Consider the following 19,819-nt stretch of genomic DNA (forward strand, 5'->3'; position numbering starts at 1 on the left):
GTCATGCGCTGGGTGGAACGTAGCCTTCGGCCTGGGCGTAGTCTTCACCGGCGAAGAACTTGTCCATCTCGGCCTGGATGAATTTGCGGTCTTCGGCATTCATCATGTTCAGGCGCTTCTCGTTGATCAGCATGGTCTGGTGGTCCTGCCACTCCTTCCAGGCCTTCTGCGAGATGTTTTCGAAGATGTCCTGGCCCTTGGCGCCGGGGTAGGGCGGGCGCTCGAGGCCGGGGAGTTCTTCGTTGTACTTGCGGCACTTCACGGTGCGGGTCATTGGGGCTCTCCTGCAATCAGTTCGTCGGCCGCGCGTTTGAGCAGCTTCTTGACCGGGGCGGCGAGGCCCAGGCGCGGCGGGGTGGCGAGGTTATACCAGAGCCAGTCGGGCTCGGCCACGTGCGTGCCGAGCGGGTCCACGCGTACCAGCCAGGGTTCGATCGCCAGCTGGAAATGGCTGAAGGTGTGAGTGAGGCCATCTAGGGCCTGGCTGCCGGCCAGGCGCAGGCCGTGCTGGTAGGCCAGGTCGTCGAGTTGTTCGAGGTTGTCCAGCTCCGGCAGGCTCCATAGCCCGCCCCATAGGCCTGTGGAGGGGCGGCGGTATAGCAGGATCGCGCCTTCTCGGTTGGCCAGCAGCGGCATCAGCGTCTTGCGTTGCGGCAGGGCCTTGCGCGGCTTGGGCTCGGGGTAGCGGGTTTCCTCGCCATGCAAGTGCGCTTCGCAGCCGCTCTGCACCGGGCAGATCAGGCAACTGGGCTTGCTGCGGGTGCACAGCGTGGCGCCCATGTCCATCATCGCCTGGGTGTAGTGGTTGGCGCGGGCGTGGGGGGTGAGGCGCTCGGCGGTGGCCCACAGCGCGTTGGCCACCTTCGGCTCGCCGGGGTAGCCAGCCTGGGCGGTGTAGCGGGCCAGCACGCGTTTGACGTTGCCGTCGAGGATCGGCGCGCGAATGCCCATGCTGATACTGGCGATGGCTCCGGCGGTAGAGCGGCCGATGCCGGGTAGCTCGGTGAGCTGCTCGACGCTGCGCGGGAATTCGCCGCCATGCTGCTCCATCACCACCTTCGCGGCCTTTTGCAGGTTGCGGGCGCGGATGTAATAGCCCAGGCCCGTCCACAGGTGCAGCACTTCGTCCTCCGGCGCTTCGGCCAGCGCCTGCACGGTGGGCAGGGCCTGCATGAAGCGGTCGAAGTAGTTGAGCACAGTGCTTACTTGGGTCTGTTGCAGCATGATTTCCGACACCCACACCCGGTAAGGCGTGATGCCCTGTTGCCAGGGAAGGTCGTGGCGGCCGTGCTGGTCGAACCAGCTCAGCACGGCGCTGGAGAACTGCTCGGGGCTCATCGCTTGAACAGCCCCTTGAGTGCTTCTTTGAGTTCCGGGCTCACTTTGTCTCCGAGTTTCTCGTCGAGTTTTTCATCGAGCTTGTCTTTGAGGCGGTTGCCGGCCAGTTGCGCGGCGACCTTGCCCAGGCCTTCCTGGTCCAGGCGGCAGGCCTTGGCGCCGAGCTCCAGCGGGCCGCGGCAGCGCAGCGGTACGGCAACGCCGACGTAGCGCTCGTTGACTTGGCAGGCCGGGTCGGGCATGGCGGTTTGGTCGCCTTCGACGATGACGCCGACGTTGTAGTCCATGCCCAGCACGCGCAGGTCGAGGTCGCCTTGGCCATTGACTGTCAGGCCGGGAATGCGCGCCTTGAGGTCAGGGTTGCTGGCCACGCCATTGCGTATCACCAGGCTGCCGCGCAGTTCCTGGAAGGGGGTGTCCTTGCCGCGTGGCTCGCCGCTGAGCTGCTTGCGGTTGAGGGTGGCGATGGCCTGGCACAGCTGCTGTTCAAGGTTGGCGTTGACCAGCACACCGTCATTGATGGTGAAGCTGGCGTTGCCGTTGAGGGTGTCGACCAGCGCCTTCTGGCTGTTGCCGGTGGCGGTGAGGTCGCTGGACAGGGTCAGCAGGCCCTTGACCGGCGGCGCCTGGTCGGGGCTTTCGCGCTTGATGAAGTGCTCCACCGGTACACGGTTGATGCGTGTGTTCACACCCACCTGCGGCACGGCCGGGCGCACGTCGACGGTGCCCTTGGCCTCGAAGGTGCCGTTGTACAGGCCGCCACGCAGGGTTTCCAGGGTCACCAGGCCGCCCTGGCCGTTGGCCTTGAGCTGAGCATTGCTGATCGGCAGCTTGTTCAGCGTCAGGGCACCGAACGACAGGTCGGCTTGCAGGTCGAGCACGCGCAGGCGGTCGACCGGCAGCAGCTTGTCGGTGCTCCAGGCCAACTGGGTCGGTGGGGCCGGCAGCGGCGAGGTGCCGGCGCCGACGGTGGCGCTGGCTTCCTGTTGCTTGACCTCGGCCTGGCGCGCGGCAGCGGTGCCCTTGGCCTCTTCGCTCTTGGCCGGCAGGTAGCGGTCGGCATTGAAGGTGTCGGCTTTCAGTTGCAGGCGCAGGGCCTGCTTGGCGAAGTCGTCGATGGCGACGCGGCCGGTGAAGGTGCTGTCGTCCAGTTTCACCGCCAGGTCTTCGAGGGCTAGGCTGCTGGGTGTGCCTTGCAGGCGGCTGACCAGTTCGAACTTGCCGAAGGCCGCTGCGTCGGCGGTGGCGGGCAGCGGGTGGCCGATGCCGTCGAGGAAGGTGCGCAGGTCGAACTGGGCGATGGACAGGCCGCCGCTGAGCTGCGCTGCCTTGTCGAGGTCGCGTACGTTCAGCTCGCCGAGGGCGCGCAGTTGGTTGGCGGAAACCTTCAGGCCGGTCCACGAGGCGACGTTGGCCGCCAGGTCGACCAGCACCTGGCCCTGGGCGACGAAAGTCATGCTCTTGCCGGCCAGCGGTTCGCCCGAGGTTTCCCCGGACAGGCGCATGTCTTCGAAGCTGTAGCGCTTGAGCTTGCGATCGAAGCGCAGCTCGCCGGCAAGCTCCGTGCGCGCCTTGATGTTCGGCACGCTGGCGCTGAGGAAGGCACTGGCCTTGACCGGAATGTTCACGCCGTCGTGCACCGCGCCGGTGCTCAGCTGGATGCTTTCGGCCTGGTAGCTTTTGCCGCTCTGCTCGTCGGTGTACTGCACGCGGGCGTTGTTCACCGTGAGGCTGTCGATGTCCAGCTTGACCGAGCGCTCGTTGCCGCCCTGGGTTTCGGCGGGCGTCGAGGCCGGGGTATCGGGTTGCGGTGCCGGGGGAGTGCTGGCGGTGGCGTTCGGGTCGGGCAGCGGCTTGCCGATGTCTTCCCAGTTGCCGTGGCCCTGGGCGTCGCGCACCAGGGTCAGGTTCAGCCCTTCCACGCGCACGTCGCTCATTTGCACTTCACGGCGCAGCAAAGGCAGCACGCGCACCGAGAGGCCGAGCATTTGCAGGTCGGCGAATGGCTCGGTGGGTTTGTTCAGGGTGGCGATGCTCGCCTCGTGCAGCTCAAGGCCCAGCCAAGGGAACAGGCTCCAGCCGATGTCGCCATTGAGGGTCAGCTCGACACGGGCTTTGTCGCGCGCCAGTTGGCGAATCTCGTCTTTATAGTCGTTGGGATCGAAGAGGTGGGTCAGGGCGAAGCCCAGCGCCACGATGATCAGCAACAGCCCGAGCAGCCCCAGTCCCAGGATTTTGCCGAACGCTTTCATGGGCGAGTCCTTGTAGTCCGATAGTGAAATTCAAGCGGCAAAGTATAGCGCCGCAGCTATGGCCTCTGCGTATCCGACAACAGATACAGGGCATTTCATGCGTGTCTGAGGGTTACGCCAACAGCGCCCCAACCGGTTCCGGGTTCGACAACCCAGGGTATTACAGTTCCGTTAAACGTTTGCGCTGGCAAAAAAATATCAATCTCATAATGCCTTCACCTGTTACTCTTGCGCCGCTCGACGAGCGCCCGCGACCCATTGTCGCGGGCGTTGCCGCAAATGGCCGGGCCTTCCGGGGAGAAGGCGATATCCAGAGCCAGGCATTCAATCAATGAGCATCCGCCTACCTACATAAAGGAACGATCCCATGAACAGCAATGTTGCGACAGGGATTCCGGAGCGCGTGCCCGGTTTCCTGTCCAAGGAACGTATCATCGCCCGTCCGGGCTTCAACCGCTGGCTGGTCCCGCCTGCGGCCCTCGCCATTCACCTGTGCATCGGCATGGCCTATGGCTTCTCGGTGTTCTGGCTACCGCTTTCCCAAGCCATTGGCATCACCGCGCCGGTTGCCTGCTCGCCTGACATGGGCTTCATCGCCCGCCTGTTCAGCGCCGAGTGCGACTGGCCAATCTCCATGCTCAGCTGGATCTACACCCTGTTCTTCGTGTTCCTCGGCTGCTCGGCCGCGGTACTCGGTGGCTGGCTGGAACACGCAGGCCCGCGCAAGGCCGGCCTGGTATCGGCCGTGTGCTGGTGCGGTGGCCTGCTGATCTCGGCGATCGGCATCAAGACCCACCAGCTGTGGCTGATGTGGCTGGGCTCCGGTGTGATCGGTGGTATCGGCCTGGGCCTGGGCTATATCTCGCCAGTCTCGACCCTGATCAAGTGGTTCCCGGACAAGCGCGGCATGGCTACCGGCATGGCGATCATGGGCTTCGGTGGTGGTGCCATGGTGGGTGCGCCGCTGGCCACCGCACTGATGGGCCACTTCGCCAACGGCCAGGAAGTGGGTGTGTGGCAGAGCTTCGTGGCCATGGCTGCGATCTACTTCGTATTCATGACCGCAGGCGCCCTGGCCTACCGCGTTCCGCCGACCGGCTGGAAGCCTGAGGGCTGGACCCCGCCGGCGAAGAAAGCCAACACCATGGTCACCGACCGCCACGTGCACGTCAGCGTTGCCTGGAAAACCCCGCAGTTCGCGCTGATCTGGCTGGTGCTGTGCCTGAACGTTTCGGCGGGTATCGGCATCATCGGCATGGCCTCGCCACTGCTGCAGGAAGTGTTCGCCGGCAAGCTGCTGGGTAACGATTTGAGCTTCAGCGAGCTGAACAGCGCGCAACTGGCGCAGATCGCCGCCATCGCCGCGGGCTTCACCGGCTTGCTGAGCCTGTTCAACATCGGTGGTCGCTTCTTCTGGGCCTCGTTCTCCGACTACATCGGCCGCAAGAACACCTACTTCGCCTTCTTCGCCCTGGGCTTCGCCCTCTACGCCATGGTGCCGAACCTCGGCCACCTGGGTAACGTGGCGCTGTTCGTGGCGGCGTTCTGCGTGATCCTGTCGATGTACGGCGGCGGCTTCGCCACCGTGCCGGCCTACCTGGCCGACCTGTTCGGTACGCAGATGGTCGGCGCGATCCACGGTCGCCTGCTGACTGCCTGGGCAGCCGCTGGCGTGCTGGGCCCGGTGTTGATCACCTACCTGCGTGAGTCGCAGTTGGCAGCGGGCGTTGCCCGTGCAGCCGCCTATGACATGACCCTGTACATCCTCGCCGGTCTGCTGGTACTGGGCTTCATCTGCAACCTGCTGGTGCGTCCGGTCGCCGACAAGTACTTCATGACCGATGCCGAGTTGGCCGCCGAGCGCGCGCTGAGCCACGACAAAGGTGCCGATGGCGTCCGTGCGCTGGAATGGCATGCAGCCCCTGGCAGCCTGCCGCTGGTGCTGATCGCCTGGGCCGTGGTGGTGATTCCGCTGGCTTGGGGTGTGTGGATCACCTTGCAGAAGACTGCGGTGCTGTTCAACTGATCCATTGCTTCAGCGGGGCCTGAGAGGGCCCTTTCGCGGGCAAGCCCGCTCCTACAGGGATCACCTAGACCTTGTAGGAGCGGGCTTGCCCGCGAATGCTTTTACTGGCCACCCTTCTGCCACACGTCATCCGCGTTTCAAACCGGCGCGTTCTGGGCGTACAATGTAGCCCTTTTCGCCCAATGATTTTGCGGAGCTGGTGATGGTCGAACGTAAGGCTTCCGTCGAGCGCAACACCCTGGAAACCCAGGTCAAGTGCTCGATCAACCTCGATGGCAGTGGCAAGGCCCGATTCGATATCGGTGTGCCTTTCCTTGAACACATGCTCGACCAGATCGCCCGGCACGGGCTGATCGATCTGGACATCGAGTGCAAGGGTGACCTGCATATCGACGATCACCACACCGTGGAAGACGTCGGTATCACCCTCGGCCAGGCATTCGCCCAGGCTATCGGCGACAAAAAAGGCATCTTCCGCTACGGCCACGCCTACGTGCCGCTGGACGAAGCGCTGTCGCGGGTGGTCATCGACTTCTCCGGCCGCCCAGGCTTGCAGATGCACGTGCCGTACACCCGCGCCTCGGTCGGTGGCTTCGACGTCGACCTGTTCCAGGAGTTTTTCCAGGGCTTCGTCAACCACGCCCTCGTCACCCTGCACATCGACAACCTGCGCGGGCACAACACCCACCACCAGATCGAGACCGTGTTCAAGGCTTTTGGCCGCGCGCTGCGCATGGCCGTGACCCTGGATGAGCGTATGGCCGGGCAGATGCCATCCACCAAGGGATGCCTGTAATGCAGACGGTTGCGGTAATCGACTATGGCATGGGCAACCTGCACTCGGTGGCCAAGGCCCTGGAGCACGTAGGCGCTGGCAAGGTGTTGGTCACCAGCGACGCAGCGGTGATCCGCGAGGCCGACCGCGTGGTGTTCCCAGGCGTTGGCGCGATCCGCGACTGCATGGCCGAAATTCGCCGCCTGGGCTTCGACAGCCTGGTGCGTGAAGTCAGCCAGGACCGCCCGTTCCTTGGCATCTGCGTAGGTATGCAGGCGCTGCTGGAGCACAGCGAGGAGAACGACGGCGTCGATTGCATCGGCCTGTTCCCCGGCAAGGTACGTTTCTTCGGCAAGGGCCTGGAAGAAGACGGCGAGCACCTGAAGGTGCCGCACATGGGCTGGAACCAGGTCAGCCAGTCCATCGACCACCCGCTGTGGCACGACATCCCGCAACTGGCGCGTTTCTACTTCGTGCACAGCTACTACATCGAGGCCGGCAAGCCGGGCCAGGTAGTTGGTCGTGGCCACTATGGCGTCGACTTCGCCGCCGCGCTGGCCGATGGCTCGCGCTTCGCCGTGCAGTTCCACCCGGAGAAGAGCCATACCCATGGCCTGCAACTGCTGCAGAACTTCGCCGCCTGGGACGGGCGCTGGTAGATGAGCAAGTCGCGAACCAAGGCGCCGAGCATCACGTTGGCCCCGGAGCAGGAGCGCGAGGCGCTGGAGGTGCTCAAGCGCTTCCTCGAAGACCGCTTCGAGCTGCAACTGGGGTCGTTCGAGGTGGCCGAGGTTCTCGACGTGTTCAGCAAGGAAATTGCACCCCATTACTACAACAGGGCGATTGCCGATGTTCAGCTGCACCTCAAGGAGCGGTTCGAGAGCATCGAAAGCGACCTGTGGGCGCTCGAGAAGCCCTGAATTCCAACGTTTAGACAGGTTCCCAAGATGCTGATTATCCCCGCTATCGATCTCAAGGACGGTGCCTGCGTACGCCTGCGCCAAGGCCGCATGGAAGACTCCACGGTGTTTTCCGACGACCCGGTGAGCATGGCCGCCAAGTGGGTCGAAGGTGGCTGCCGTCGCCTGCACCTGGTCGACCTGAACGGCGCCTTCGAAGGCCAGCCGGTCAACGGCGAAGTGGTCACCGCCATCGCCAAGCGCTACCCGAACCTGCCGATCCAGATCGGCGGCGGCATTCGCTCGCTGGAAACCATCGAGCACTATGTGAAGGCCGGCGTCAGCTACGTGATCATCGGCACCAAGGCGGTCAAGCAGCCAGAGTTCGTCGCCGAGGCGTGCAAGGCCTTCCCGGGCAAGGTCATCGTTGGCCTGGATGCCAAAGACGGCTTCGTCGCCACCGACGGCTGGGCCGAGGTCAGCTCGGTGCAGGTCATCGACCTGGCCAAGCGTTTCGAGGCCGATGGCGTCTCGGCGATCGTTTACACCGACATCGCCAAGGACGGCATGATGCAGGGCTGCAACGTGCCCTTCACCAAGGCTCTGGCCGAAGCCACGTCGATCCCGGTGATCGCGTCCGGCGGCATCCACAACCTGGGCGACATCAAGGCCCTGCTGGATGCCAAGGCCCCAGGCATCATCGGCGCCATCACCGGCCGTGCCATCTACGAAGGCACCCTCGACGTCGCCGAGGCCCAGGCCTTCTGCGACAACTACCAAGGCTGAGGACACCCACATGGCACTGGCCAAGCGCATCATCCCTTGCCTGGACGTGGACAACGGCCGGGTGGTCAAGGGCGTCAAGTTCGAGAACATCCGCGATGCCGGCGACCCGGTGGAAATCGCGCGCCGCTACGATGAGCAGGGTGCCGACGAAATCACCTTCCTCGACATCACCGCGAGCGTCGATGGCCGTGACACCACCTTGCATACCGTGGAGCGCATGGCCAGCCAGGTGTTCATCCCGCTGACCGTGGGCGGTGGCGTGCGCACTGTGCAGGACATTCGCAACCTGCTCAATGCCGGTGCCGACAAGGTGTCCATCAACACCGCCGCGGTGTTCAACCCGGAGTTCGTGGGCGAGGCGGCGCAGCGTTTCGGTTCGCAGTGCATCGTCGTGGCCATCGATGCGAAGAAGGTTTCCGGGCCGGGCGAGACGCCGCGCTGGGAAATCTTCACCCACGGCGGGCGCAAGCCGACCGGGCTGGATGCAGTGGAGTGGGCGAAGAAGATGGAAGGCCTGGGGGCGGGGGAGATCCTGCTGACCAGCATGGACCAGGACGGCATGAAGAACGGCTTCGACCTGGGGGTGACGCGGGCCATCAGCGATGCGCTGGGGATTCCGGTGATCGCTTCGGGTGGCGTGGGTAACTTGCAGCACCTGGCCGACGGCATTCTGGAAGGGCATGCCAGTGCGGTGCTGGCGGCGAGTATCTTCCACTTCGGCGAGTACACCGTGCCGGAGGCCAAGGCCTATATGGCTTCGCGCGGGATCGTCGTTCGCTGAATCATCGATTGGGGCTGCGCAGCAGCCCCAATGGCATCACCCGTGGTTCTTGCCGAGCAACGCGTGATAAAGCTCGGTATCACCGAGAATCCCCACCACCTTGTCGTTGTCCTGCAACACCAGCTTATTGCCTGTTTGATAGCGAATCTGCAGCGCATCGCGCATGCCGATATCGGCATTCACCAGGGTCGGCAGACGGCCCAACTCCTCCACATCCTGCCCCGGCACCCAAGCTTGCAGGTCCAGGCCATTCTGGCCCTGGCGCGCACGCTTGAGCGAGTTGCCTTCGCCCAGGTCCAGCCAGGAATCGCCGCCTGGGTCCAGGCACACCGAGCCGTTGATGCGCTTGCAGTTGTCCAGGCTGCGCATCAGGCTGCGGCCGCACAGCACGTTCAGCGGGTTGGTGTGGGCGACGAAGGTGCGCACGTAGTCGTCGGCCGGGTTCAGCACGATGTCTTCGGGCTTGCTGTACTGGATGATCCGCCCGTCCTTCATGATCGCGATGCGGCTACCGAGTTTCAGCGCCTCGTCCAGGTCGTGGCTGACGAACACGATGGTCTTGTTCAGCTTGCGTTGCAGTTCCAGCAGCTCGTCCTGCAGGCCTTGGCGAATCAGCGGGTCGAGGGCCGAGAAGGGTTCGTCCATCAGCAGGATGTCGGCGTCCATCGCCAGCGCCCGGGCCAGGCCCACGCGCTGCTGCATGCCGCCGGAAAGCTCGTCGGGCTTCTTGTTGCGCCACTGGGTCAGGCCCACCAGCTCGAGCTTTTCGTCCACCAGCTTGCGCCGCTCCTTCTCGGGGCGGCCCTGCATTTCCAGGCCGAAGCTGATGTTCTCGCGCACCGTCAGCCAGGGCATCAGGGCGAACTTCTGGAACACCATGGCGATGCGCTTGGTGCGCATCATCTTCAGCTCTGCCGGGGTGCAGTGGGCAATGTCGATGTCCTTGCCTTCGTGCTCGATGAACAGCTTGCCGCGGCTGACGGTGTTCAGGCCGTTGATGCAGCGCAGCAGGCTCGACTTGCCCGAACCGGACAAGCCCATCAGCACGCAGATCTCGCCCTTGTTGATTTCCAGGTTGGCCTTCTCGACACCCAGCACAAGGCCGGTCTTCTTGAGAATTTGTTCGCGTGTATCGCCTTGGTCAAGCAGGGCCAGGGCCTCGCGTGGCTTGTTGGAGAAGATGACGTCGACATCTTCGAAGCGAATGATGCTCATGCTTCACTCCTTGCCGGCAGTTCCGGTTGCTTGCAGATACGGTCGAGCATGATTGCCAGCAGCACGATGGCCAGGCCTGCCTCGAAGCCCAGGGAAATGTCGGCGGTGTTCAATGCGTTGACCACGGGTTTGCCCAGGCCGTCGGCGCCCACCAGGGCGGCGATCACCACCATCGACAGCGACAGCATGATGCATTGGGTGACGCCTGCGGCGATGCTCGGCATGGCGTGCGGCAGTTCGATGCGCGTCAGCAACTGGCGACGCGAGCAGCCGAAGGCCTTGCCGGCGTCCAGCAGCTCTTGCGGCACGTCGCAAATGCCCAGGTAGGTGAGGCGAATCGGCGCGGCGATGGCGAACACCACGGTGGAAATCAGCCCCGGCACCACGCCCAGGCCGAACAGGGTCAGGGTGGGAATCAGGTAAACGAAGGTGGGGACCGTCTGCATCAGGTCCAGCACCGGGCGCATGGCGGTGTAGAACATCGGCTTGTGTGCGGCGACGATGCCCAGTGGCACGCCGATGGCCACGCAGACCACCGTGGCGAAGGTCACTTGCGCGAGGGTTTCCATGGTTTCCTGCCAGTACCCCAGGTTGAGGATCAGCAGGAACGACAGGGCGACGAATACGGTGAGCGCCCACTTGCGTTGGATCAGGTGCGCCAGGGCGGCGAACAGCGCGACGAGTACCAAAGGGTTGAACCAGGTCAGGGCGCTGGTGACCCCATGGATCATGAATTCCAGGCCTTGGGCGATTGCATCGAAGTAATCGGCGCCGTTCTGGGTCAACCATTCGACGAATGAGGCGATGTACTGCCCCAGGGGTATTTTCTGATCGATAAGCATGATAGCGAGCTTCCACCTGCAAAGATTGAAATCAGTCCGGGGCGAGCACGGTCTCGCCCCGCGGTAGTGCCTACAGCTACTGCGTCAGCTTGGCTTTGGCCGCCTCCAGGCCTGGTTTGCCGTCGACGGTGGTCACCCCGGCGAGCCATGCATCGAGCTTGCCTGGGTTGTCCTTGATCCACTTCTTGGCGGCGGCGTCGGGCTTCATCTTGTCGTCCAGGACATAGCCCATCATGGTGCTTTCATCCTTGAGCTCGAACGACAGGTTCTTCAGCAGTTGGCCGACGTTGCTGCACTCCTGCGCATAGCCTTTGCGGGTGTTGGTCAACACGGTGGCCTTGCCCAGTTCCGGGCCGAAGAATTCGTCCCCGCCGGTCAGGTACTGCATCTTGAAGCGGGTGTTCATCGGGTGGGGTTCCCAGCCGAGGAACACGATCGCTTCACCGCGCTTCTGCGCCCGATCGACCTGCGACAGCATGCCCGCCTCGCTCGACTGCACGATCTTGAAGCCGGCGTCCTTAAGGCCGAAGGCGTTCTTGTCGATCATGCTCTGGATGGTGCGGTTGCCGTCGTTGCCCGGCTCGATGCCGTAGATCTTGCCGTCCAGTTCCTGCTTGAACTTGGGAATGTCGGCGAAATCCTTCAGGCCCTTGTCGTACAGGGCCTGGGGCACGGCCAAGGTGTACTTGGCGTTCTCCAGGTTGGCGCGCACGGTCTCGACGGTACCGGCATCGCGGTACTGCTTGATGTCGTTTTCCATGGTCGGCATCCAGTTGCCGAGGAACACGTCCAGGTCTTTGCCAGCGGCCAGCGACTTGTAGGTCACAGGTACCGAGATCATGGTGGTGTGGGTCTTGTAGCCGAGGGCTTCGAGCACGACGCTGGTGGTCGCGGTCGTCACGGTGATGTCAGTCCAGCCGACATCCGAGAAGCGGACCGTCTGACACTGTTCGGGCTCCGCTGCCTGGGCCAGCAACGGAGCAGAGAGCAACGCAACCAGCAACAGCGAGGGTGAACCTTTCATAGGTGAGGACTCCTGTGATTTTTTCTTCGGGTTCGCGGGGGCCGCCGGGCCTTCTTCGGGCTTCCGTTCGACCGGCCTGCAGAGGGCAGGTTGCGAGGCCGTGCAATACGAGTCGCTTTCGATAATCCACCAGCGTTGGGCAATCGCCTACTGGTAGGGTCGTAACCAGTGCAGGACAGGTCGCATCCAGTACGGGCAATGTCGCATATGGTGTTTTCCACCTCCCCGGCTGTGACTTTGTGTGACATCGACAGCGAAAAACGGCGAAACGGTGGCGGGTTCAGCAGGGCGCGGCTGGACAAAAGTACGTCGGTTGCAGACGGCGTGGGGTGGGTGAAAAACCCGATGATGCGCTCATTCACGGCAGCTCGCCGGTATCAGCCTAGCACCTGCAGGCGCCGCCACATGGCGCGTACAGACAAGCCCATCAAGAGGTGATTCGACAATGGCCATCAGCGTGTTCGACCTGTTCAAGATCGGTGTCGGGCCTTCCAGCTCGCACACCGTCGGCCCCATGCGCGCGGCTGCGCTGTTCGTCCAGGGCCTGCGCGAGCGCGGCGAACTGGAGCAGGTGCGGCGTATCGAAGTGCGCCTGTACGGCTCGCTGTCGGCCACCGGCGTTGGCCACGGCACCGACAACGCCACGATCATGGGCCTGATGGGCGAATGGCCGGACTCCATCGACCCTACGCAGATCACCCCACGCATCGCCGACCTGCGCGAAACCAACACCTTGCAGCTCGACAGCCGCCTGCCCATCGAATTCGTCTGGGCCCGCGACATGCTGCTGCTGGACGAGAACCTGCCTTATCACCCCAACGCCATGACCTTGGTCGCCGAAGGCGCCCAGGGCGAACTGCACCGCGACACCTATTACTCGGTCGGCGGCGGCTTCGTGGTCGATGAGGCGCAGGCCGCCAGTGGCGTGCTGGACGCCGACCAGACCGTGCTGCCCTACGATTTCAACAGCGCCGCCGAATTGCTGCGCCTGTGCAAACAAAACGACATGCGTGTGTCGCAATTGATGATGGCCAACGAACGGGTCTGGCGCAGCGAGGCCGAGATCCATGCCGGCCTGCTCAAGCTCTGGGACGCCATGCAGGAATGCGTGAACAATGGCCTGAAGTACGAAGGCACTTTGCCCGGCGGGCTCAATGTGCGTCGCCGCGCGGCCAAACTGCATCGCAGCTTGCAGGAGATCGGCAAACCCAACGTGATTGGCTCGACCATGAGCGCCATGGAGTGGGTAAACCTCTATGCCCTGGCGGTCAACGAAGAGAACGCCGCAGGCGGGCGCATGGTCACTGCGCCCACCAATGGCGCGGCGGGCATCATTCCGGCAGTGCTGCACTACTACATGCGGTTCTCCGATGTGGTGGACGAGTCGAATGTGGTGGAGTTCTTCCTGGGTGCGGCAGCGGTGGGCATTCTGTGCAAGAAGAACGCCTCCATCTCAGGCGCTGAAGTGGGTTGCCAGGGGGAGGTCGGCTCGGCCTGCGCCATGGCCGCGGCGGGCCTTGCCGAAGTGCTCGGCGCCACCCCGGCGCAGCTGGAAAACGCCGCCGAAATTGCCTTGGAACACAACCTGGGGCTGACCTGCGACCCGGTCGGCGGGTTGGTGCAGGTGCCGTGCATCGAGCGCAACGCAATCGCTGCGGTGAAGGCGATCAATGCCGTGCAGATGGCCTTGCGCGGCGACGGCGAGCACTTCATTTCCCTCGACCAGGTGATCCGCACCATGCGTGACACCGGCGCCGACATGCACGACAAGTACAAGGAAACCTCGCGCGGGGGCCTTGCGGTCAACGCCATCGAGTGCTGATGCGCCGGTTTGGCACCGCCCTCGGCGGCATGCCACTTTTTGGCGCGTGGCCCCCATGCGACCGATTGTCGGATGTCGCTACTGGAGGTGTCATTGTCGGTGACACTCAAGAATGTCGTTTCTGGGCAACCTTCCCACAAGTGCTACCGATTTGCTCAGCAGTGACACGCAAAGGCGCTGGCACGCCGCTTTGAGCTAAGCGTACAACTCTCCAGGAAAAGCCCTACAAGACGCGTGACAACGTCGTTTTTGGTTTTTTTTGGATGGCCGTTCAACTTCAGGCACGGCGTTTGCGTTGAGATTGGCAAAGCCCCTGCATACGAATAGGGGCAATAACAAGAAAACGGTGCCCGCCTGAGGCACACCCTGCATTTGTGTGAGGAGAAATCGCGATGACGTCGTACACCTCCGGGAACCCAACCCAGAACCGCACAGCCCCCCAGTCCATCGGCTTTCTCCTGCTGGACAACTTCACCCTTATTTCCCTGGCCTCGGCGGTCGAGCCGCTGCGCATGGCCAACCAGCTGTCCGGCCGTGAGCTGTACCGCTGGCATACCCTGACCGTCGATGGCGGCCAGGTGTGGGCCAGCGATGGCTTGCAGATCACCCCGGACGCGGCCATGCACAACGCCCCGCCGATCGACACCGTGATCGTCTGTGGTGGCGTGGGCATTCAGCGCACCGTTACCCGCGAACACGTCACCTGGCTGCAGGCCCAGGCCCGCCAGTCGCGCCGCTTGGGCGCGGTGTGCACCGGCAGTTGGGCACTGGCCTGCGCCGGCCTGCTCGACGGTTTCGATTGCAGCGTGCACTGGGAATGCCTGGCGGCCATGCAGGAGGCCTTCCCGCGGGCGAACATGAGCACCCGCCTGTTCACCCTCGACCGCAACCGTTTCACCAGTTCCGGCGGTACTGCACCGCTGGACATGATGCTGCACCTGATCAGCCGCGATCATGGCCGCGAGCTGTCGGCGGCAATCTCGGAAATGTTCGTCTACGAGCGCATTCGCAACGAGCAGGACCACCAGCGCGTGCCGCTCAAGCACATGCTCGGCACCAACCAGCCGAAGTTGCAGGAAATCGTCGCGCTGATGGAGGCCAACCTGGAAGAGCCGATCGACCTCGACGAGCTGGCGGTGTACGTGTCGGTGTCGCGCCGGCAGCTCGAGCGCCTGTTCCAGAAGTACCTGCATTGTTCGCCGTCGCGCTACTACCTGAAGCTGCGCCTGATTCGCGCACGGCAGTTGCTCAAGCAGACGCCAATGTCGATCATCGAGGTGGCTTCGGTGTGCGGGTTCGTCTCTACGCCGCACTTCTCCAAGTGCTACCGCGAGTACTTCGGTATTCCACCGCGTGACGAGCGCGTGGGCTCCAACACGGCCCAGCAGGTGGCGATGGTACCGATTCCGCAGGCCATGGCGTTGTCGCCGCACAGCGGGCCGATGGCGGCGCTGAGCCAGGCGCGCAACGAGTCGACCTTTGCCAGTGTGAGGCTCTGATACTGCAGCGACTGCTTCGCGGCGGTTCGGCGCTCCGACAAGCCCGCTCCTACAGGTATGCGCAAATCCTGTAGGAGCGGGCTTGCCCGCGAAGAAGGCACCGCGACTCACGCCATCTGCGGCGCCTTGGCCAACTCCAGCGTGCGCTCGAACAACCCCGCCAACCCGTCCTGATGGCTCACCCCCACCACCGTGCAGGCCGGCAGTTCGCGCCTGAGCATCTGCAACAGGGCTCTGGCACTCGCCAGGTCCAGCTGGCTGGTGGCTTCGTCCAGGTACAGCGTGTCGGGCTTGTACAACAAGGCCCGTGCCAGGCCCAGGCGTTGCTGTTCCCCTCCCGACAACACCCGCTCCCATTCCTGCTCGTCGTCCAGTCGCCCACCCAGCGCACCCAGCCCTACCTTGCTCAGCACCTCCCGTAACAGGCCGTCATCGAAGGGTGCCAGCTGTGGATAAGCCAGCAGGCTGCGCAGGCTCATGTGCGCCAGGTAGGGCTTTTGCGGCAACAGCAGGCTGCGCCCGCCCGGCAGTTGCCAGTCGCCCTGGCAGTAAGGCCACAGCCCCTGCAAGGTGCGCAACAGCGTCGACTTGCCCAACCCGCTGCGCCCGGCCAGGCGCAGCCATTGGCCATGTTGTGCGCGCAGGTGCACGTCGTCCAGCAGCACGCTGCCGTCGGGGCGGCACAGGGTCAGGCCCTGGGTGCACAGGCAATCGCCCTGAGGGGCTGGGTTGGCAGTGCGGCGGCTCGCGGTGATGGCCCGTTCGAACTGGTCCAGCCGCTCCAATGCGGCGCTCCAGCGCACCAGCTTGTGGTACAGCTTGATGAACCAGCTCAGCGAGTCATGCACGGCATTGAACGCACTGCGGATCTGCATCAGCCCGCCCAGGGTGATGGCCTTGGCCATGAACGCGGGTAGTGCGGCGAACACCGGGATGATCAGGCTCAGGCGCTGGTAGGCGACGGTGAACAACCCAAGGTCACGTTCGCGGCCCATCAGTTGGCGCCAGTTCTCGGCGATGGCGGCGAAGCGTTGCAGCAGTTGCTGGCGCTCGACAGCCTCGCCGCGATACAGGGCGATCTGCTCGGCGTGGTCGCGCTTGCGCAGCAGGCTTGCGCGAAAGTCCGCTTCGCGGTGTTCACGTTCGTAGTTGAGGCGGTGCAGGGGCTTGCCGATGCAGTGGGTCAGTACGCTGCCGAACAACGTGTAGCCGAGCACGATCCACACCAGGTAGCCATGTACGGTGTAGGTCTCGCCGAACAGGCTGAAGGTCTGTACCCCCGAGAGGTTCCACAGGATCACCAGGAACGCCCCGACCTGTGCCAGGTTGATCACCAGCGACGCCACCAGCTCGACGGACAGGTCGACCATCACGTCGACATCCTGGGCGATGCGTTGGTCGGGGTTGTCCGGCTCGCCAGTCAGGCCCAGGCGATAGAACGCCTGGTCGGCCAGCCAGGCATCGACCAGGCGCCCAGTCATCGCCTGGCGCCAGCGCAATACCAGGCCTTTGCGGATGTAGTCGAGGGACACGAAGATCAACACGTAGGCCGCCAGGTACAGCGTGTACTCGCCCACCAGCCCATACAGCGCTGCGGTGTCGAACGCACTGAGGGTGTCGTAGAAGGTCTTGCTCCAGCTGTTGATCAACACGTTGATCCGCACCACCAGCAGGCCCAGGCCGATCACGGCGGCCAGCATCAGCCAGGCGGGCCATTGGCTGCGCTGGCGCCAGAACGGTTGGCTCAGGCGATAGAAGATTCGCAGCGTGTTCACCGGGCCTGTTCCTCGGCGCGAGTGGTGGGCAGCAGGCGCAGCTGCACCTGGTTGGCCTTGGGGAACAGCTGGCGCGCCTGCTGTTGCAGCTCGGGTAGCGTCAGGGCTTCGGGCAGGTGCTGCTGGGTTTGCAGGTAGCGTGGGTCTTGCCAGCGGCGGTCGCTGAGAATCAGGCGCTTGAACTGGGTCTGCGGGTCATCGCGGCGTTTGCTTTCCTGACGCAACAGTTCGCGACGTTCGCTGTCCACCCAGGCTTGGTCGACGTCCAGGCTGGCCAGGGTGTGCTGGGCCATGGCCCACAGCTCGTCGACCCGGGCCGGGTCGCAGGTGAAGCTCAGGCTGCTTTCGACACGCTGGGTATCGGGGTTCAGTTCGCTGTCGAAGCGCAGCCGGTACACACCCGAGGCCTCGCCGCGCAGTTGTGCCTTGAGGCGCTGGTTGGCCAGGTCGCGCAGCATGGCCACGCGCATCGCCGCCTCGGGGCTCCAGGGCTGATCGAAGTAGCTGCTGGCGTGCAGCACGGCGCGTGGCTCCAGGGCGATGGGCAGATCGCTGCGGCGTTGGCCGGGCTGTTGCAAGGCCGGCTGGCTACCGATGGGGATGGCGCTGCGCGGAATGGTGGCGAGCGCCTCGCGTACCAGCCGTTGCACGTCCTCGGCGGGGAGGTCGGCCATCAGGTAGTAAGTGGCGGGGGCGCTGGCCTGGCGTAGCCAGTCGGCGTCCAGCTGTTTGACCGTCAGGGCCTCGACCGCTGCGAGGCTGGGCGCCTGCCAGTGATCGGTGCCGTACTTGAGTTCGCGCTGCGCGGCCTCCTGACGACTGCGGACATCGTCGGGGCGGCTGCGCAGGCGTTGCAGCAGCTCGTCGCGGGCCTCGGCGAACAGGCCGGGGTCGATGCTCGCCACCTGGCTCACGCGGTAGCTTTGCAGCAGTGCAAGCAACTGCGTGGGCTCGGCTTTCAGGCTCAGTTGCAGGCGTTGCGGCTGCTGGTCGAGGCTGAGCGTGGCGCGTTGCGCCTGGCGCCAGTCGGCCAATGCTTGCGCGTCCATGCCGGCGGTGCCGCTGCGCACGGCCAGTTGCGCGGCCATCTGCACGCGCCAGGCCGGCGCGTCGGGCAGGCGGTAGCCTGCGGCAGAGTCGGCCTGCAATAGGACCTGGCCGTCGGGGCCTGGGCGTTTTAGCCACACCAGTCGGTCGCCGTTGCTCAGGCGCCAGTGCTCGACCTGCTGCTCGGCAAATGCCTTGCGCTCGACGATGGTCGCGGCAGCGGGGTTGGCGGACATCTGTAGCGGCGTTTTTTCAGGTGCTGGCGGGGCCTTGCGCAGGGGCTCGGGCAGCGTACGCGCGGCCAGCTCGGCCTGCTGCGCTTGCACCTGGGCGACGCTCGGCAGTGTCAGCGTGAAGGCGGCAGGCGCGCTGATCTGCAATACCCGGTCCGGGCTGTCCAGCCATAGGCGCAGGCGGGCATTGAGGTCGCGCAGGCGGATCTTGCCCAGCACCTTCTGGTAACGGCGTGCGGCGGCTTCGCGCTCGACCAGCGGGCGGTCCTGTACGGCGGCGTTGTTCAACTGCTCGACCCACTGCTCGAAGGTACGCGGGGTTTGGTTGCCGATGGCCTTTTTGGCCAGGCCTGCGATATGCGAGCGCTCGCGTTGCAGGTCGTCCTTGCTGAAGCCGTGCTGGCGCAGGCGTTCGATTTCGGTCAGCAGCGCTTGCAAAGCTTGCTCGTGTGCCTGCCCTTCGACACCTGCGGCGATACCGAGCACTGTGGAGTGCTCGCCGATCAAGGTCTTCTGTGCGCTCAGGCTGCGCACGCCATCTGCTCGGGGCTGACGGCGCAGGATGTCGAGCAGGGCGGCGAGGGCCATGCGGTCGATCAGGCGTTCACGCAGCGCTGCGTGGGTGGTGCCACGGCTGTCCGGTTCGTGCAGGCGGAACAACAGCGCCACCTGGTTGCTGCCCGATTGTGGGTCTTGCAGGCGGAAGATCTTCAGCCTGTCGTCCAGCGGCAGCTCACGTTGCTGGCGGTCCGGCACCTCGCCGGCCTTGGCCGTGCCGAAGGTCTGTTCGATCTGCACCTTGAGCTGCTGTGGGTCGAAGTCGCCCACCGCCGACAGCACCATGTTGTTGGGCAGGTACCAGCGCCCCTGGAACGCTTGCAGGCTGGCCAGGCTGGCCGAGCGAATGGCCGCTTCGTTGCCGATGGTGCGGTGTTCGGGGTAGCGCGAGCCTACCCGCTGCGAGGCGGTGCGCTGCTCGTTCATGCGCTGGGCCACGCCCAGGCCGCCGCGCCATTCTTCGATGACGATAGGGCGCTCGCGCTCAAGGTCCGCCGCGCTGTAGTCGCGGGCGAACACCAGGTCCGACAGCGCCTGCAACGCTTGGGGCGCCTGGCGCACGCCGGACGGCGGGGCAAGCATGTACTGGGTGCGCTCGTAGTTGGTCACGGCATTGAAGTGTCGGCCCTGCACCCAGCCCAGTTCGTTCATGCGCTGGCGCAGGTTCTGGTCGGTACCGGCGCGGCTGTGGAAGGTGAGGTGTTCGAGCATGTGCGCCACGCCGACCTGGTCGTCGGCTTCGTCCACCGAGCCCGCTTTCACTGTCAGGCGCAGGTCGAGGCGGCCGCTTTGCGTGGTGTCGCGCACCAGGCGGTAAGCCAGGCCGTTGGCCAGTTGGCCATGCACCACCTGGCTGTCCCAGGGCAGCGGCGCGTCGGGTTCGGGCAGCGATGCGCAGGCGCTGAGCAGCAGCGGCGCAAGAAGGCCGGCGAGGAGGTTTTTCATCA

At 64.5% G+C, this 19,819-nt stretch carries 16 protein-coding genes; 8 read left to right on the forward strand and 8 right to left on the reverse strand.

Features of this window, described 5'->3' with window-relative positions; translation table 11 throughout:
* Window position 1: 1 nt before the first annotated feature.
* The 3 genes from ACQKPE_RS03175 to ACQKPE_RS03185 are packed head-to-tail and all read right to left on the reverse strand — an operon-like array spanning window position 2 to window position 3,590.
* The gene (locus ACQKPE_RS03175; RefSeq protein WP_427663315.1) at window positions 2-274 is read right to left on the reverse strand and encodes an oxidative damage protection protein; all 273 of its coding nucleotides are present in this window, start codon (window positions 272-274) and stop codon (window positions 2-4) included.
* Window positions 271-1,338 carry an A/G-specific adenine glycosylase gene (mutY, locus tag ACQKPE_RS03180; RefSeq protein ID WP_427663316.1) on the reverse strand — a complete coding sequence of 356 codons (1,068 nt, stop codon included), beginning with the start codon at window positions 1,336-1,338 and terminating at the stop codon, window positions 271-273. Before mutY ends, ACQKPE_RS03175 begins: the two co-directional genes overlap by 4 nt.
* Entirely contained in the window at window positions 1,335-3,590 is a 2,256-nt protein-coding gene (locus tag ACQKPE_RS03185; RefSeq protein ID WP_427663317.1) for an AsmA family protein, read from the reverse strand. The genes mutY and ACQKPE_RS03185 overlap by 4 nt, the downstream gene beginning before the upstream one ends.
* A 367-nt stretch (window positions 3,591-3,957) precedes the next feature.
* On the opposite strand from ACQKPE_RS03185, the gene ACQKPE_RS03190 reads away from it, so the two are divergent.
* The 6 genes from ACQKPE_RS03190 (at window position 3,958) to hisF (ending at window position 8,857) form a co-directional block, all read left to right on the forward strand.
* Window positions 3,958-5,616, forward strand: coding sequence for an OFA family MFS transporter (locus ACQKPE_RS03190; protein WP_427663318.1), 1,659 nt, complete (start codon window positions 3,958-3,960; stop codon window positions 5,614-5,616).
* 202 nt (window positions 5,617-5,818) lie between these two features.
* On the forward strand, window positions 5,819-6,412 hold the full coding sequence (gene hisB, locus ACQKPE_RS03195) for an imidazoleglycerol-phosphate dehydratase HisB (protein WP_133327498.1): 594 nt from the start codon (window positions 5,819-5,821) through the stop codon (window positions 6,410-6,412).
* The gene (gene hisH, locus ACQKPE_RS03200) at window positions 6,412-7,050 is read left to right on the forward strand and encodes an imidazole glycerol phosphate synthase subunit HisH (RefSeq protein WP_427663319.1); all 639 of its coding nucleotides are present in this window, start codon (window positions 6,412-6,414) and stop codon (window positions 7,048-7,050) included. Before hisB ends, hisH begins: the two co-directional genes overlap by 1 nt.
* On the forward strand, window positions 7,051-7,311 hold the full coding sequence (locus tag ACQKPE_RS03205) for a DUF2164 domain-containing protein (RefSeq protein WP_427663320.1): 261 nt from the start codon (window positions 7,051-7,053) through the stop codon (window positions 7,309-7,311).
* Window positions 7,312-7,338: 27 nt separating this feature from the next.
* The gene (gene hisA, locus ACQKPE_RS03210) at window positions 7,339-8,076 is read left to right on the forward strand and encodes a 1-(5-phosphoribosyl)-5-[(5-phosphoribosylamino)methylideneamino]imidazole-4-carboxamide isomerase (RefSeq protein WP_023382794.1); all 738 of its coding nucleotides are present in this window, start codon (window positions 7,339-7,341) and stop codon (window positions 8,074-8,076) included.
* A gap of 10 nt (window positions 8,077-8,086) precedes the next feature.
* Window positions 8,087-8,857: an imidazole glycerol phosphate synthase subunit HisF gene (gene hisF / locus ACQKPE_RS03215; protein ID WP_427663321.1), complete on the forward strand. Its 771-nt coding sequence runs from the start codon at window positions 8,087-8,089 to the stop codon at window positions 8,855-8,857.
* A gap of 36 nt (window positions 8,858-8,893) precedes the next feature.
* On the opposite strand, the gene choV is transcribed toward hisF, so the two are convergent.
* From choV to ACQKPE_RS03230, 3 genes are all read right to left on the reverse strand, one after another.
* A complete protein-coding gene (gene choV / locus ACQKPE_RS03220) occupies window positions 8,894-10,072 on the reverse strand; it encodes a choline ABC transporter ATP-binding protein (protein WP_427663322.1) in 1,179 nt (392 codons plus the stop codon).
* Complete coding sequence (gene choW / locus ACQKPE_RS03225) at window positions 10,069-10,917, reverse strand: choline ABC transporter permease subunit (RefSeq protein WP_427663341.1); 849 nt, start codon at window positions 10,915-10,917, stop codon at window positions 10,069-10,071. The genes choV and choW overlap by 4 nt, the downstream gene beginning before the upstream one ends.
* Window positions 10,918-10,990: 73 nt before the next feature.
* Window positions 10,991-11,938, reverse strand: a complete 948-nt coding sequence (locus ACQKPE_RS03230; RefSeq protein ID WP_427663323.1) for a choline ABC transporter substrate-binding protein — start codon at window positions 11,936-11,938, stop codon at window positions 10,991-10,993.
* A 445-nt stretch (window positions 11,939-12,383) separates the two neighbouring features.
* Here ACQKPE_RS03230 and ACQKPE_RS03235 point away from each other — a divergent pair, with 445 nt between their 5' ends.
* Together ACQKPE_RS03235 and ACQKPE_RS03240 are read left to right on the forward strand one after the other, a co-directional pair.
* Window positions 12,384-13,760, forward strand: a complete 1,377-nt coding sequence (locus ACQKPE_RS03235; RefSeq protein ID WP_427663324.1) for an L-serine ammonia-lyase — start codon at window positions 12,384-12,386, stop codon at window positions 13,758-13,760.
* A gap of 392 nt (window positions 13,761-14,152) precedes the next feature.
* Entirely contained in the window at window positions 14,153-15,259 is a 1,107-nt protein-coding gene (locus ACQKPE_RS03240; protein WP_427663325.1) for a GlxA family transcriptional regulator, read from the forward strand.
* Between the two features lie 107 nt (window positions 15,260-15,366).
* On the opposite strand, the gene ACQKPE_RS03245 is transcribed toward ACQKPE_RS03240, so the two are convergent.
* Together ACQKPE_RS03245 and ACQKPE_RS03250 are read right to left on the reverse strand one after the other, a co-directional pair.
* Entirely contained in the window at window positions 15,367-17,034 is a 1,668-nt protein-coding gene (locus ACQKPE_RS03245; protein WP_427663326.1) for an ABC transporter ATP-binding protein/permease, read from the reverse strand.
* Complete coding sequence (locus tag ACQKPE_RS03250; RefSeq protein WP_427663327.1) at window positions 17,031-19,817, reverse strand: insulinase family protein; 2,787 nt, start codon at window positions 19,815-19,817, stop codon at window positions 17,031-17,033. Before ACQKPE_RS03250 ends, ACQKPE_RS03245 begins: the two co-directional genes overlap by 4 nt.
* Window positions 19,818-19,819 lie beyond the last annotated feature (2 nt).

Origin of the sequence: Pseudomonas sp. NPDC089554 (assembly GCF_050280645.1) — a bacterium.
In the GTDB taxonomy this organism is placed as follows: Bacteria; Pseudomonadota; Gammaproteobacteria; order Pseudomonadales; family Pseudomonadaceae; genus Aquipseudomonas.